12 protein-coding genes and 3 tRNA genes are annotated in these 12,566 nt (G+C 54.4%); 7 read left to right on the top strand and 8 right to left on the bottom strand.

What is annotated here, in order from left to right; genetic code table 11:
* Positions 1–105 precede the first annotated feature (105 nt).
* Positions 106–1,341, top strand: a complete 1,236-nt coding sequence (gene amiC, locus AC6I8L_RS15355; RefSeq protein ID WP_034823092.1) for an N-acetylmuramoyl-L-alanine amidase AmiC — start codon at positions 106–108, stop codon at positions 1,339–1,341.
* 79 nt (positions 1,342–1,420) lie between these two features.
* Here the strand turns inward: amiC and AC6I8L_RS15350 are convergent.
* The 3 genes from AC6I8L_RS15350 to AC6I8L_RS15340 all read right to left on the bottom strand — a co-directional run bounded on the left by AC6I8L_RS15350 (position 1,421) and on the right by AC6I8L_RS15340 (position 1,754).
* Positions 1,421–1,497 (bottom strand) — tRNA-Met (locus tag AC6I8L_RS15350).
* Between the two features lie 51 nt (positions 1,498–1,548).
* Positions 1,549–1,625, bottom strand: a tRNA-Met gene (locus AC6I8L_RS15345).
* A 52-nt stretch (positions 1,626–1,677) separates the two neighbouring features.
* Positions 1,678–1,754, bottom strand: a tRNA-Met gene (locus tag AC6I8L_RS15340).
* A gap of 204 nt (positions 1,755–1,958) precedes the next feature.
* On the opposite strand from AC6I8L_RS15340, the gene mltA reads away from it, so the two are divergent.
* Positions 1,959–3,107: a murein transglycosylase A gene (gene mltA, locus AC6I8L_RS15335; protein WP_058961525.1), complete on the top strand. Its 1,149-nt coding sequence runs from the start codon at positions 1,959–1,961 to the stop codon at positions 3,105–3,107.
* Between the two features lie 132 nt (positions 3,108–3,239).
* On the top strand, positions 3,240–4,046 hold the full coding sequence (gene tcdA, locus AC6I8L_RS15330; RefSeq protein WP_034823088.1) for a tRNA cyclic N6-threonylcarbamoyladenosine(37) synthase TcdA: 807 nt from the start codon (positions 3,240–3,242) through the stop codon (positions 4,044–4,046).
* On the opposite strand, the gene csdE is transcribed toward tcdA, so the two are convergent.
* Positions 4,034–4,483 carry a cysteine desulfurase sulfur acceptor subunit CsdE gene (gene csdE / locus AC6I8L_RS15325; RefSeq protein WP_058961524.1) on the bottom strand — a complete coding sequence of 150 codons (450 nt, stop codon included), beginning with the start codon at positions 4,481–4,483 and terminating at the stop codon, positions 4,034–4,036. The genes tcdA and csdE overlap by 13 nt on opposite strands.
* 4 nt (positions 4,484–4,487) lie before the next feature.
* Positions 4,488–5,693 carry a cysteine desulfurase CsdA gene (gene csdA / locus AC6I8L_RS15320; RefSeq protein ID WP_058961523.1) on the bottom strand — a complete coding sequence of 402 codons (1,206 nt, stop codon included), beginning with the start codon at positions 5,691–5,693 and terminating at the stop codon, positions 4,488–4,490.
* Positions 5,694–5,901: 208 nt separating this feature from the next.
* On the opposite strand from csdA, the gene AC6I8L_RS15315 reads away from it, so the two are divergent.
* From AC6I8L_RS15315 to rlmM, 4 genes are all read left to right on the top strand, one after another.
* Positions 5,902–6,126 (top strand): YgdI/YgdR family lipoprotein, encoded by a 225-nt coding sequence (locus AC6I8L_RS15315; RefSeq protein WP_034823084.1) that lies wholly within the window; start codon positions 5,902–5,904, stop codon positions 6,124–6,126.
* A gap of 408 nt (positions 6,127–6,534) precedes the next feature.
* On the top strand, positions 6,535–7,452 hold the full coding sequence (locus AC6I8L_RS15310) for a transcriptional regulator GcvA (protein ID WP_045816412.1): 918 nt from the start codon (positions 6,535–6,537) through the stop codon (positions 7,450–7,452).
* Between the two features lie 50 nt (positions 7,453–7,502).
* Complete coding sequence (locus AC6I8L_RS15305; protein WP_034823080.1) at positions 7,503–7,898, top strand: DUF423 domain-containing protein; 396 nt, start codon at positions 7,503–7,505, stop codon at positions 7,896–7,898.
* Positions 7,891–8,991: a 23S rRNA (cytidine(2498)-2'-O)-methyltransferase RlmM gene (rlmM, locus tag AC6I8L_RS15300; RefSeq protein ID WP_058961521.1), complete on the top strand. Its 1,101-nt coding sequence runs from the start codon at positions 7,891–7,893 to the stop codon at positions 8,989–8,991. Before AC6I8L_RS15305 ends, rlmM begins: the two co-directional genes overlap by 8 nt.
* 333 nt (positions 8,992–9,324) lie before the next feature.
* Here the strand turns inward: rlmM and xni are convergent, their stop codons facing one another.
* The 3 genes from xni to queF all read right to left on the bottom strand — a co-directional run bounded on the left by xni (position 9,325) and on the right by queF (position 12,506).
* Positions 9,325–10,080 carry a flap endonuclease Xni gene (gene xni, locus AC6I8L_RS15295; RefSeq protein ID WP_058961520.1) on the bottom strand — a complete coding sequence of 252 codons (756 nt, stop codon included), beginning with the start codon at positions 10,078–10,080 and terminating at the stop codon, positions 9,325–9,327.
* 38 nt (positions 10,081–10,118) lie between these two features.
* Positions 10,119–11,474, bottom strand: a complete 1,356-nt coding sequence (gene ppnN / locus AC6I8L_RS15290) for a nucleotide 5'-monophosphate nucleosidase PpnN (protein ID WP_058961519.1) — start codon at positions 11,472–11,474, stop codon at positions 10,119–10,121.
* A gap of 186 nt (positions 11,475–11,660) precedes the next feature.
* Positions 11,661–12,506, bottom strand: a complete 846-nt coding sequence (gene queF / locus AC6I8L_RS15285; protein ID WP_058961518.1) for an NADPH-dependent 7-cyano-7-deazaguanine reductase QueF — start codon at positions 12,504–12,506, stop codon at positions 11,661–11,663.
* Between the last annotated feature and the right edge of the window lie 60 nt (positions 12,507–12,566).

The following is a 12,566-nucleotide window of genomic DNA, read 5'->3' as shown; positions in this document are numbered from 1 at the left end:
TATCTGGTTTTTCTGGCAAAACAACCCATGGCTTGTTAAGCAAAGTTTTCGCCTTTCACTCGTCAATTGACGATATTTTAGACACTACACGGCAGTTGGAGCGGCATGTCCCAGGCTTTTACACGACGACGATTATTGCAGGGCGCGGGTGCGCTCATGCTATTAAGCGTAACGCGAACCGGGCTGGCGGCCAGTCAGCACATTGTGGCGGTGCGCATCTGGCCATCGTCAACCTACTCCCGCGTGACGCTGGAGTCGAACGTCCCCCTCAAGTACAAACAGTTCACGTTGAGCAATCCCGATCGTCTGGTGATCGACATCGATAACCTGCATATCAATCCGGTCCTGAGAGGGGTGGATAAGCAGGTGCGCGTTGACGATCCCTATATCAAACATGCGCGAGTTGGCCAGTTTGATGCCAACACGGTGCGGGTGGTGCTGGAGCTGAAACGCAACGTTGCGCCGAAGATCTTCACGCTGGCACCGGTTGCGGGCATCAAACATCGTTTAGTGGTCGATCTCTATCCGAGCCAGCCCTCGCCGGAAGAGGATCCGCTACTGGCGTTACTGAACGATTACAACCAGGGCGATCTTGAGCGTGATCAACCGGCGCAAGCACCTTTACCGGGCAAAGCGGGGCGCGATCGTCCGATCATCATCATGATCGATCCCGGTCACGGTGGCGAAGATCCCGGTGCGCATGGCAAATACAAAACGCGCGAAAAGGACATTGTGTTGAAGATTGGTCGCTATCTGAAGGCGCTGATCGACAAAGAGCGCAACATGAAGGCGTATATGACGCGCAACGAGGATGTGTTTATCCCGCTGCGCGTGCGGGTAGCGAAAGCACGTAAACAGCGCGCCGATCTGTTTGTCTCGATTCACGCCGATGCTTTTACCAGCCGTGCGGCGCGCGGTTCGTCGGTGTTCGCGCTCTCGACCAGCGGCGCAACGTCCACCGCCGCACGTTTCCTGGCACAAACCCAGAACGAATCGGATCTGATTGGTGGGGTGAGCATGAGCGGTGACCGCTATCTGGATCACACCATGTTTGACATGGTGCAGCGGCAGACTATCAGCGACAGCCTGAAGTTCGGCAAAGAGGTGTTATCGCGCATGGGACATATTAATCACCTGCATAAACGCACGGTGGATCAGGCGGGGTTTGCGGTGCTCAAAGCCCCGGATATTCCGTCGATTCTGGTGGAGACCGCGTTTATCAGTAATGTGGAGGAGGAGCGTAAGCTGCGCACGCCGCGTTATCAGCATCAGGTGGCTGAGGCGATTCTGCATGGGATTAAGGCCTATTTCGATAAAGGTGCGGTGCTGGCGCGTCGCTGAGAGGAGGGCGGCCACTGCGCCGCTTTTTTTACCGGAAGCCAAAAACAAAAAAACACCCGTTAAGGTGCTTATCTGTAATTGGTTGCGGGGGCCGGATTCGAACCGACGACCTTCGGGTTATGAGCCCGACGAGCTACCAGGCTGCTCCACCCCGCGTCCGTCTGCCGCGTTAAGCGACTTTTCACATTGTATTCTTCTTAAGACAATTGGTTGCGGGGGCCGGATTCGAACCGACGACCTTCGGGTTATGAGCCCGACGAGCTACCAGGCTGCTCCACCCCGCGTCCGTCTGACGCGTTACACGACTTTCAAATTGTCTCTTCACTTAAGAAGAATTGGTTGCGGGGGCCGGATTCGAACCGACGACCTTCGGGTTATGAGCCCGACGAGCTACCAGGCTGCTCCACCCCGCGTCCGTGGATGCGCACTATACTCTCGACGCGCGGCGATGCAACCCCTTTTTGTGTTAAAGCCTTAAATTTACAGCCAGTTGGTGATTAATAGTGCCATTGGGCGATTAATTGTACAGATGTGAGCGCGGTAACTCGTGGCGGATTTCATTCTCTCTGCCCCTTTGCTATCGTCGCGGTGCAAACAACCGAGAAAAAGAGAAAGTGATGAAAGGACATTGGGCGAAGTATGCACTTACTGGCGCGTTTCTCGCGCTGTTAGCAGGCTGTAGTTCTAAACCGACTGACCGTGGTCAGCAATATATTGATGGCAAGCTGGAGCAACCGCTTGGGCTGGTCAATGAACCGAATGCCAAAGGGCGCCCGGTGAATGGCAGAGATTTTGGTGTGCAGATTCAGCAGATTCAGAGTGCCTCCAGCGGCTTATACAGCCGCAACACCGGCACTTACAGCGCTATTCAGAACTGGCTGCTCTCCGGTGCCGATACCCGTCAGTTGAGTCAGTTTGGACTTAACGCTTATCAGATGGAGGGCACCGATAATTACGGTAACGTGCAGTTTACTGGCTACTACACCCCTGTGGTGGAAGCGCGCTACACGCGTCAGGGTGAGTTCCAGTATCCCATTTATCGCATGCCACCGCGCACGCGCGGTCAGAAGCTGCCGAGCCGTGCTTCTATATATAGTGGCGGACTTGACGATCGTTACGTGATTGCCTGGAGCAACTCGCTGATCGACAACTTTATGATGGACGTGCAGGGTAGCGGCTACGTTGATTTCGGCGACGGTCGCCCGCTGCGCTTCTTCGGCTACGGCGGCAAAAATGGCTGGGCCTATCACAGTATCGGCAAAGAACTGATCGATCGTGGTGAAGTGAAGCGCGAAGATATGTCGATGCAGGCGATTCGCCAGTGGGCACAGGAACATACGCCGGATCAGGTGCGTGACGTGCTGGAAACCAACCAATCCTTCGTGTTCTTTAAGCCAGAAGAGTATGTGCCGGTGCGCGGTGCCAGCGCAGTGCCTTTGATTGCCAAAGCGTCAGTCGCATCCGATCGTTCATTGATTCCCGCAGGTACGGCGCTGTTAGCCGAAGTGCCGCAGTTGAACGAGAAGGGCAAATTTAACGGCAAGTATGAGATGCGCCTGATGGTGGCACTGGATGTGGGTGGGGCGATCAAAGGTCAGCACTTCGACATCTATCAGGGTGTGGGTCCAGATGCTGCGCATCTTGCCGGATTTTATAATCACTATGGCCGCGTTTGGGTGCTGAAAGCCGCGCCAGGTGCAGGACAGCCGCTGTTCAGCAATCCGCAAAATGGCAATAATGGTTCACTGATTATCGGGGCGAATTGATATTCTTCCCTGCGGCAAATCAGCGGGAGTATTCAGCTGATTTGCCATGGGTCGCCAGTCTTCGCGATCCAATGCGTCCATCACTGTTTCTGTAGGGTGCGTATTCATGCGCACCGCATCAAAAGGTTTGATATGAAAGTAGTCAGCGATGCCTGGCGGCAACGTTTTGGCGGTACGGCACGTCTGTATGGGGAAGAGGCGCTGCAGCGTTTTGCCGACGCCCATTTTTGTGTGATTGGTATCGGCGGTGTCGGTTCGTGGTCCGCCGAAGCGTTAGCGCGCACCGGGATTGGTAAAATCACGCTGATCGATATGGACGACGTCTGCATTACCAATACCAATCGCCAGATCCATGCCCTGCAAGGCAAAGTGGGACAGGCGAAAACCGAGGTGATGGCGGAGCGTATTCGTGCCATTAATCCTGAGTGCGAAGTGATCTGCATTGATGATTTCATCACGCCGGATAACACCGCTGAAATGCTGTCAGCCGGTTTTGATTACGTGATTGATGCGATCGACAGTGTGCGCCCGAAAGCCGCGCTGATTGCCTGGTGTCGTCGTAACAAAATCCCGCTGATCACTACCGGCGGTGCGGGCGGGCAAATCGATCCGACGCAGATTCAGGTCAGCGATTTAGCCAAAACTATTCAGGATCCGCTGGCGGCAAAACTGCGTGAGCGCTTGAAAGGCGACTTTGGTGTGGTGAAGAACAGTAAAGGCAAGTTAGGGATTGATTGCGTGTTTTCCACTGAGGCGCTGGTTTATCCTCAGCTGGATGGCAGTGTTTGTACTTCCAAAAGCACCGCAGAAGGCCCGAAACGTATGGATTGTGCGGCGGGCTTCGGTGCGGCCACCATGGTGACCGCCACTTTCGGGTTTATCGCGGTGTCGCACGCGTTGAAGAAATTCCTCGCACGCGCGGCGCGTCAGGCTGCTTGATGCGCGCGCGCGTGGCGCTGCACTGCATCTGCCAACGCTTTTAAGCCACTGCTGCGTGAGGCGCTAAGCTGCGCACGCAGGCCTAAAGTATCAAACAACGCCAGCGGATCCTGTGCTAACAGATCGGCTGGCGTTTTGCCTTCCACCGCCGTCAGCAGCACCGCCAGCAAACCGCGCACGATGCGGCCTTCACTGTCACCGTAAAAGTGCAGCGTGCCGTTGGGTAGCCGTTGGCTGCTCAGCCAGACACGATTTTCGCAACCGCTCAGCTCAATCTCTGCCGTCTTCACCTCTTCTTCCAGAGCAGGCAGCTGGCGGCTGAGCTGGATTAGCTGGCGATAGCGATCCTCCCACTGATGAAAATGGGTAAATTTTTCGGTCAGGCTGGCTTCAGTAATCACATCGCCAAACGGATGTGGGCCGATCAGGGTGGTCATAACGTTATTCACTCAACAGGTCGACGGCATGATGCATGGCGCGCACCAGCGCATCCACGTCCTGCAAATTATTATAGGGGGCGAATGATACGCGCAGGGTGCCGCTGACACCCAGTGCCGCCATTAAAGGCTGTGCACAGTGCTGTCCGGCGCGCAGCGCAATATCCTGCTCTGCCAGCAGAGTGACAATATCGCTGTGATGAATGTCCGCGATATCAAACGCCAGCAGACTGGCATTGCCACAACGAAAACTGCGGAAGCCAGGAATCTCGCCTAATTGCTCTTCGGCGAGGCTGGCCAGTTGCTGGCTCCACATCTCTGCTTTTTCAGCGTGGTGATGCGACAGCCATTCCAGCGCCGCGCTCAGGCCCACCACGCCCGCGACATTGGGCGTGCCGGCTTCAAATCGCCACGGTACCGCCTGCTGCGTGAAGCCATTAAAGTCGACGTGCGTTAACATCTTGCCGCCGCCTTGCCACGCATCCATCTCTTCCAGCAGCTCGCCTTTGCCGTACAGCGCACCAATCCCCATTGGGCCATACAGCTTGTGCGCGGAGAAGGCGTAAAAGTCGATGTCCAGCGCCTGAACGTTGGGGGGCGCGTGCACCACGCCCTGTGCGCCATCTACCATCACTTTGGCGCCAACATGATGTGCCAGGGTAATCGCCTGTGCCAGATCCGGACAGCCACCGGTGACATTCGACATCTGCCCAATCGCCAGCAGCTTAGTGCGTGCGTTTAGCAAATCAGGCAGTAGACGAATATCGGGCAGACGATCCGCGCCAATCGGCCATTTCACCACTTTCGCGCCTGCGGCTTTTGCCACCTTTAACCACGGCACCAGATTGGCGTGATGCTCGGCTTCGCTGACTACGATTTCATCGCCAGGTTGTAAGCGCGGTGCCAGCCAGCTGTGCGCCACCAGATTGATGGCCTCCGTGGTGCCACGCGTCCAGACAATCTGACGGTCATCGCCCGCGTGCAGCCATTTGGCCACCCGGCCGCGCGCCTGTTCATACTTCTCTGTCAGGTCGCGTGCTGATTTGAACTGGCTGCGATGCACGGTGCCTGCGCTCAAGCTATAGAACTGCGATGTGGCGTCGATCACCGCCTGAGGCTTCAGGGCAGTGGCTGCGCTATCAAGATAAACGCCCGCATCGCTTAATGCCGGAAACTGCGCACGGAAGGCGGTTGGGGAGAAGATGGTCATACGAAACCCACTGTATTCAATTTTAGGACCAGGCTGAAACCCGGCCGATTCGCTGGCAAAGCTGGAAAAGCGCGTTATGCTATTTATTGCAAGGTTTGAACCGCAACCCGCATAACGAATCGACCTTTACCAGTCGATTTCACTTTTTGCTGCCTCTGGTCAGCGCTTGCGGGTGGTTTAATGCAATCAATCTGCAAGGAGATAGAAGATGAAAAAACTCGCCGCAGTGCTGGCCGTGTGTACCATGGCCTTTACCCTGGCTGCTTGTTCCAGCAATTATGTCATGCATACCAATGATGGTCGCACCATTGTAGCGGACGGGAAACCGAAAGTTGACGATGAAACCGGTATGATCAGTTATAAAGATGCCAATGGCAACGAGCAGCAGATCAATCGTACAGATGTGAAAGAGATGGTTGAGATGGGGCAGTAAGCAGCAAGCCAAAAATTTCCCGGAGAAATTTTTACGTCGCTTCAGTGACGGCTCGAAAGGGATACACAGGGATGTGTAGGACAAAAAAAAGCACCGCAATTTGCGGTGCTGCATTAAATCACTTGGACAGACAGGGTAAATCTACAGGAATTAAAAGCTTGATCTGCAATCGTCAGATCAAAATGCAAACACAACATCACGACCACAAGCCAAAAGCTCTCCAAAAGTCTGCGATCTCTCGCACGTTTCCAGAAATCTTTTCGTTCCGGCTCAGGAAGTGCGGCAACTATAGGTATTTGCTGGAGCTTCCTCAACGGACAAATTATAATGTCTCGGATTAAAATAACTAATACGTAACGACCTTGTATAAGTCGGACTGTTACCTTGTGAATCCGCTGATGGAAAACCATGTCTAAACGCCTTCCACCGCTTAATGCTTTACGCGTCTTCGATGCTGCAGCCCGCCATTTAAGCTTTACAAAAGCCGCTGAAGAGCTGTTTGTCACCCAGGCAGCTGTTAGCCACCAGATTAAATCTCTGGAAGATTTCCTCGGTCTTAAGCTATTTCGACGGAGGAATCGTTCGCTTTTACTGACAGAAGAAGGTCAAAGCTACTATCTGGATATTAAAGAGATCTTCTCGGCTATCAACGATGCGACGCGTAAACTTCAGGCGCGCAGCGCGAAGGGTGCCTTAACCGTCAGTCTGTTGCCCAGCTTTGCCATTCAATGGCTGGTGCCCCGTCTTTCCAGCTTTAATATGGCTTATCCGGGCATCGATGTGCGTATTCAGGCGGTGGACCGTGATGAAGAGAAACTGGCCGATGATGTTGATGTGGCGATTTTCTATGGGCGCGGTAACTGGCCGGGTCTGCGCGTTGAGAAACTGTATGCCGAATATTTGCTTCCGGTCTGCTCGCCCATGTTTCTGACTGGCGACCATCCGCTTAAAACGCCCGCCGATCTGGCACACTTTACGCTGCTGCATGATGCTTCGCGCCGCGACTGGCAATCCTATATCCGTCAGCTAGGATTGCAGCACATTAATGTGCAGCAGGGGCCGATCTTCAGCCATAGCGCGATGGTGCTGCAGGCGGCGATTCACGGCCAGGGCGTGGCGCTGGCTAATAATGTGATGGCGCAGAGTGAAATTGAAGCTGGACGGCTGGTCTGTCCATTTAATGACGTGTTAGTCAGTAAAAACGCTTTTTATCTGGTTTGTCATGACAGCCAGGCAGAACTGGGTAAAATAGCCGCCTTTCGTCAGTGGATCCTGGAAAAAGCCGCAGCTGAACAAGAAAAATTCCGCTTTCGCTACGATCACTAATGCGTTGAGTGCTGCACAGTGATGTGCAGTGTCATCCTGAGGAACAATGAATGTCCAGTCGTGCCATGTTTGTGTTTGCCGCCATCAGCGGATTTCTGCTGGTGGCCTTTGGTGCTTTTGGGGCACACGTGCTGAGCAAATCGCTCGGCCCGGCCGAAATGGCGTGGATCCATACCGGTCTTGAATATCAGGCCTATCACACATTGGCGGTGATTGGTTTGGGTGCGGCCATGCTGCGTCGCGCCAATATCTGGTTTTACTGGAGCAGCGCTGCGCTGGCGCTTGGCACCGTGTTGTTCAGTGGCAGCCTGTATTGTTTAGCGTTGTCGCACTTGAAGTTTTGGGTTTTTGTTACGCCAGTGGGAGGGTTGTTCTTCCTGATTGGCTGGTTCTTGATGTTGATTGGCGCATTGCGTCTTAAACGAAAGGCGGATCGCCATGAATAAAGTTTTACTCTATTGCCGTCCTGGCTTTGAGAAAGAGTGTGCGGCAGAGATCAGCGCCAAAGCCGCTGAACGTGAAGTTTACGGTTTTGCCCGTGTCAAAGATGATTCTGGTTACGTGCTCTATGAGTGCTATCAGCAGGAAGATGCTGAAAAGCTGATTCAAACGCTGCCGTTTGCCGAGCTGATTTTTGCCCGTCAGATGCTGGTGGTGGGCGAACTGCTGCGCGATTTGCCGCCAGAAGATCGTATTACCCCGATTGTCGGCATGCTAACCGGTGTGGTGGAGAAGGGCGGTGAGCTGCGTGTTGAAGTGCCAGATACCAATGAAGCGAAAGAACTGACCAGGTTCTGTCGTAAGTTAACCGTACCGCTGCGCGCCAGTCTGCGTGAGAGCAAAATCCTGCTCAACTACGAATCGCCGAAACGCCCAGTGATTCATGTGTTCTTTATTGCTCCGGGTACCTGCTATGTCGGTTATTCGCTGCCAGAGAACAACTCCCTGTTCTATATGGGTATCCCGCGCCTCAAGTTCCCGTCAGATGCGCCAAGCCGTTCAACGCTGAAGCTGGAAGAGGCGTTTCACGTCTTCATCCCGGCCGATGAGTGGGATGAGCGCCTGGGCAGCGGCATGTATGCCGTGGATCTTGGGGCGTGCCCCGGCGGCTGGACCTATCAGCTGGTTAAGCGCAGCATGTGGGTGTACGCCGTAGATAACGGCCCGATGGCGCCCAGCCTGATGGATACCGGGCAAGTCACGCACTGCCGTGAAGACGGTTTCAAATACCGCCCATCGCGCAATAACATTAGTTGGCTGGTGTGTGACATGGTGGAAAAACCCGTTCGCGTCGCCAGTTTGATGACGGAGTGGCTGGTCAACGGCTGGTGCCGTGAGGCGATCTTCAACCTCAAGCTACCGATGAAAAAGCGTTATGAAGAAGTGACGCAAAATCTGGCCATGATGGATGCGGCATTGAAAGAGAAGGGCGTGAATGCCCAGATTCAGGCGCGCCAGCTGTATCACGATCGGGAAGAGATTACCGTGCATGTGCGCCGACTTTGGGCGGCTGTAGGCGGCCGTCGCGACGAACGCTAAATTTCCCGTCATACTTCGCGCCACAGGTGCGTTGGCTACGTTTATACGCCCCAGTCACATACTGATGTATGTCTCTGGGGACTTAATAAACTTGCCGATCCTGCTTCATACTTTGCACTACAGCGGCGTTGGCTGCGCTTGTTCGCCCCGGTCACATACTGGCGTATGCTCCCGGGGACTCTCGCACTTGCCGCCTTGCTGTAGCACAAATTATTTCGCAGGAGCTCTCGGGTTAAGTTCGTCGCAGTGCAATTTTTTGCACCTATCACCTATCACCTATCACCTATCAAGAGATTCGCGTGTTTATGTGGCAGAGGGCGCTGCACCTGCCATTCACGGCTTATACCGCAAGGTATTTAAATTCCCCTGCAGAACCAAATCGCGTTTTAACGTTGAGACCTGGCGGCAAATCTCTGCTATCTGCTGGTGATCGCGCAATTTCTTTTGCCACTTTTCCGGAACCTGATCGAACTGCTGATAAAGAGCTTCCAGGGTGCCGAACTGCGTGAGTAAATCGCGGGCGCTTTTGGGACCGATGCCGGTAACGCCGGGGATTTTGCTGCTGCTAATGCCGCACAGTCCCCAGTAATCGGGTAATTGCGCGGGCGTGACGCCAAACTCGTGCTCGATGAAAGGCACGTCCAGCCAGCGTTTCTGGAAATAATCACGGATGCGGATATTCGGCGCTAAAAGCTGGCAATAACCTTTGTCGGTGGAGACGATAGTTGCCTGATGTCCGGCATCGGCCATTTTCACCGCCAGCGTGGCAGCGAGATCGTCAGCTTCATCGAGATCGGCGACCCAGCAACGCACGCCGACAGCCTCAAAGGCCTGCTGGATAACGGGCATCTCCGTCTGCAAATCATCCGGCATCGGTGGGCGGCCCGCTTTGTAATCGGGCAGCAGCTGATGCCGCCAGCCAGGGTGACGATCGTGGCTATCGAATACCGCCACGACGTGCGTCGGTTGCGTGTGGCCTAAAAGCTGATGCAGCGCGGCAACGCAGGCTTCGCGGCAGGGCGTGCCTTGCACGGCATGCAAACGGCGGATCAGGTTCAGCGCATCAATAATCAGAAGATGAAACGACATAGTGATAATGGCAGCCCGCAGGCTGCCTTCCTGATGGGTTATTTAATGATTTCGTAGCAGGGGATGTAGGCGCTGCCTGGTAACTTCATACGCTGCTGGGCGACGAAGCCCTGCAGCAGTTCATCCATGCGAAGCATAATGTCGGCGTCGCCGTGCAGTTTGTAAGGCCCCTTCTCGCGGATTTCGCGAATGCCGACCTCCTTAACGTTGCCGGCAACAATACCAGAGAAAGCGCGACGCAAATCAGCAGCCAGTTTTTCTGCTGGCTGGTTCGGGAACAGCTTCAAGTTAGCCATGTTTTCGTGCGTCGGTACAAACGGTACCTGCAACTCTGGCGCGATGCGAATCGACCAGTTAAAGCTGTAGGCATCGCCAGTTTCGCGGCGATACTCTTTCACCTGCGGCATGGCTTTCTTCATCAGGCGCGCCACTTCAGCAGCATCATCAATGATGATCTTGTAGTGCTTACGCGCGGTTTCACCCAGCGTATTAACAATGAAATCATCCAGAACGCGGAAGTAGTCGGCGCTCTCTTTCGGGCCGGTGAGAATCAGCGGCAGAACCTGATCGCTGTTGTGTGGATTCATCAGAATCCCCAACAGATACAGCAACTCTTCTGCGGTGCCAACACCACCCGGGAAGATCACGATGCCATGCGCAATACGCACAAACGCCTCAAGACGCTTTTCGATATCTGGCATGATGATCAGTTCATTCACCAGCGGATTTGGTGGCTCAGCCGCGATAATTGACGGTTCGGTCAGGCCAATGAAACGGCTGTCATGATAGCGCTGCTGGGCATGACCCACCGCGGCACCTTTCATCGGCGCTTCCATCACACCAGGCCCACAGCCGGTGCAGATGTTGAGTTCACGCAGGCCCATTTGCGTACCGACATTGCGGCAATACTGATACTCCACCGCGTTAATCGAGTGACCCCCCCAGCACACCACGGTGTTGGGATATTCGCCAATATGCAGCGCACGTGCGTTACGCAGAATCGAAAACACCTGATTCGTGATGTGAGCGGAATCATCAGCGTTTTTCTGATCGCTGCGCTCAAGCTGTCCATTCACAAACAGAATATCGCGCAACACGGCAAACAGGTTGGCCTGCAATGAGCGGATAATACGGCCATCAACAAAGGCTTCTTCCGGAGGATTAATCAGTTCGAGTTTGACGCCGCGTTCACGGCGCAGCACGTTGATGTCGAAATTTTCAAAACGGGAGAGCAGTTCCTGACTACTGTCGGTCTGGCTGCCGGAGTTGAGCACCGCGAGTGAGCAGTTGCGAAAAAGCTGGTAAAGGTCGCTGCTGGCCGTTTGCTTCAGCATGTCGACTTCCAACTGGGAGAGCAGATCCATTGAGCCAAGCGGGCTGATATGTGTAATCAAGAGAACTCCTTTACACGCAAATGCGTGGCGGGTGACGCTGCGCTTAACTTGCTGAACGCAGTGACGAAAATCCTTCGGGACGCAGGTTTAGACCTTAGCGCCTTTGACAGAGTAACGTTGTCCGCAGTGAATGCTCAAGTGGAACCGCGCATCCGTGCTGCGGCCTGCGAGGCGTCTCGCAATCTGTTACTGACGGACCAGGCGGGAAAACCCTGGAGAGAAGGGGACGTCGCTGCGCCACGGATTAATATCCAGTCCACCACGGCGCGTATAACGTGCATATACAGTCAGGGCTTCTGGTCGGCAAAAGCGTTGAATGTCGTTGAAAATGCGCTCAACACACTGTTCATGGAATTCATTGTGCTGACGGAATGAGATCAGGTAACGCAGCAGGGCTTCACGATCGATACGTGGGCCTTTGTAGCGAATCATCACAGAGCCCCAATCGGGCTGATGGGTGATCAGACAGTTGGATTTCAGCAAATGGCTCACCAGCGTTTCTTCCACAACTTCACTGCCCGCAGCCTGCACTAAATAATCGGCGTTAAAAGCATAGTCGTGAATCTCGATATCCTGCTCGTCAATGACATCGCCATTGAAATGGCCGATCGGCTGTCCTTCCACTTCGCCCAGACGGAACAGCGCCACGCTGACCTCGCCATTGGCGCAGGCGCGCAAATCGCGCTCGAGTGTCTGGCGCACTTCGCCCCAGTCAGCGAAACGCGTCTGGTTAAAACTGTTAAGATAGAGCTTAAAGCTCTTGGACTCGATCAGGTTTTCGCTGTCCGCGCGCAGTACCACTTCGCCTACCGCCACCTGCGGCACGCCTTTGCTGTTGAGCCAGGAGAGTTCGTACAGCGTCCAGATATCTGCGCCCTGGAACGGCAGATTATCCGGGTAGAGCCCCAGCGGTTCGCGATTCAGGCTGCGCGGCACCGATTGCAGCAGCGTGTTATCGTAGCGATCAACATAAGCCGTGGGCTTACCTAACGTCAGGCCGCTTAACGCCTGATCGCGGTTTTCAGAAGACATATCGGTTACCACTAAATTCCATCAAAGTGGCTAAGTGTAACCGATCACAAGCGAGAAGAA

This window comes from Type-E symbiont of Plautia stali (genome assembly GCF_059731115.1).
This window is presented reverse-complemented; position numbering and strand designations above follow the sequence as displayed.

Bases quoted from the DNA above. Each gene is read 5' to 3' on its own strand.
- xni (WP_058961520.1), bottom strand. From the start codon at position 10,080: ATGTCGTTTCATCTTCTGATTATTGATGCGCTGAACCTGATCCGCCGT.
- AC6I8L_RS15305 (WP_034823080.1), top strand. From the start codon at position 7,503: ATGTCCAGTCGTGCCATGTTTGTGTTTGCCGCCATCAGCGGATTTCTG.
- tcdA (WP_034823088.1), top strand. From the start codon at position 3,240: ATGAAAGTAGTCAGCGATGCCTGGCGGCAACGTTTTGGCGGTACGGCA.
- AC6I8L_RS15315 (WP_034823084.1), top strand. From the start codon at position 5,902: ATGAAAAAACTCGCCGCAGTGCTGGCCGTGTGTACCATGGCCTTTACC.
- queF (WP_058961518.1), bottom strand. From the start codon at position 12,506: ATGTCTTCTGAAAACCGCGATCAGGCGTTAAGCGGCCTGACGTTAGGT.
- csdA (WP_058961523.1), bottom strand. From the start codon at position 5,693: ATGACCATCTTCTCCCCAACCGCCTTCCGTGCGCAGTTTCCGGCATTA.
- rlmM (WP_058961521.1), top strand. From the start codon at position 7,891: ATGAATAAAGTTTTACTCTATTGCCGTCCTGGCTTTGAGAAAGAGTGT.
- csdE (WP_058961524.1), bottom strand. From the start codon at position 4,483: ATGACCACCCTGATCGGCCCACATCCGTTTGGCGATGTGATTACTGAA.
- mltA (WP_058961525.1), top strand. From the start codon at position 1,959: ATGAAAGGACATTGGGCGAAGTATGCACTTACTGGCGCGTTTCTCGCG.
- amiC (WP_034823092.1), top strand. From the start codon at position 106: ATGTCCCAGGCTTTTACACGACGACGATTATTGCAGGGCGCGGGTGCG.
- AC6I8L_RS15310 (WP_045816412.1), top strand. From the start codon at position 6,535: ATGTCTAAACGCCTTCCACCGCTTAATGCTTTACGCGTCTTCGATGCT.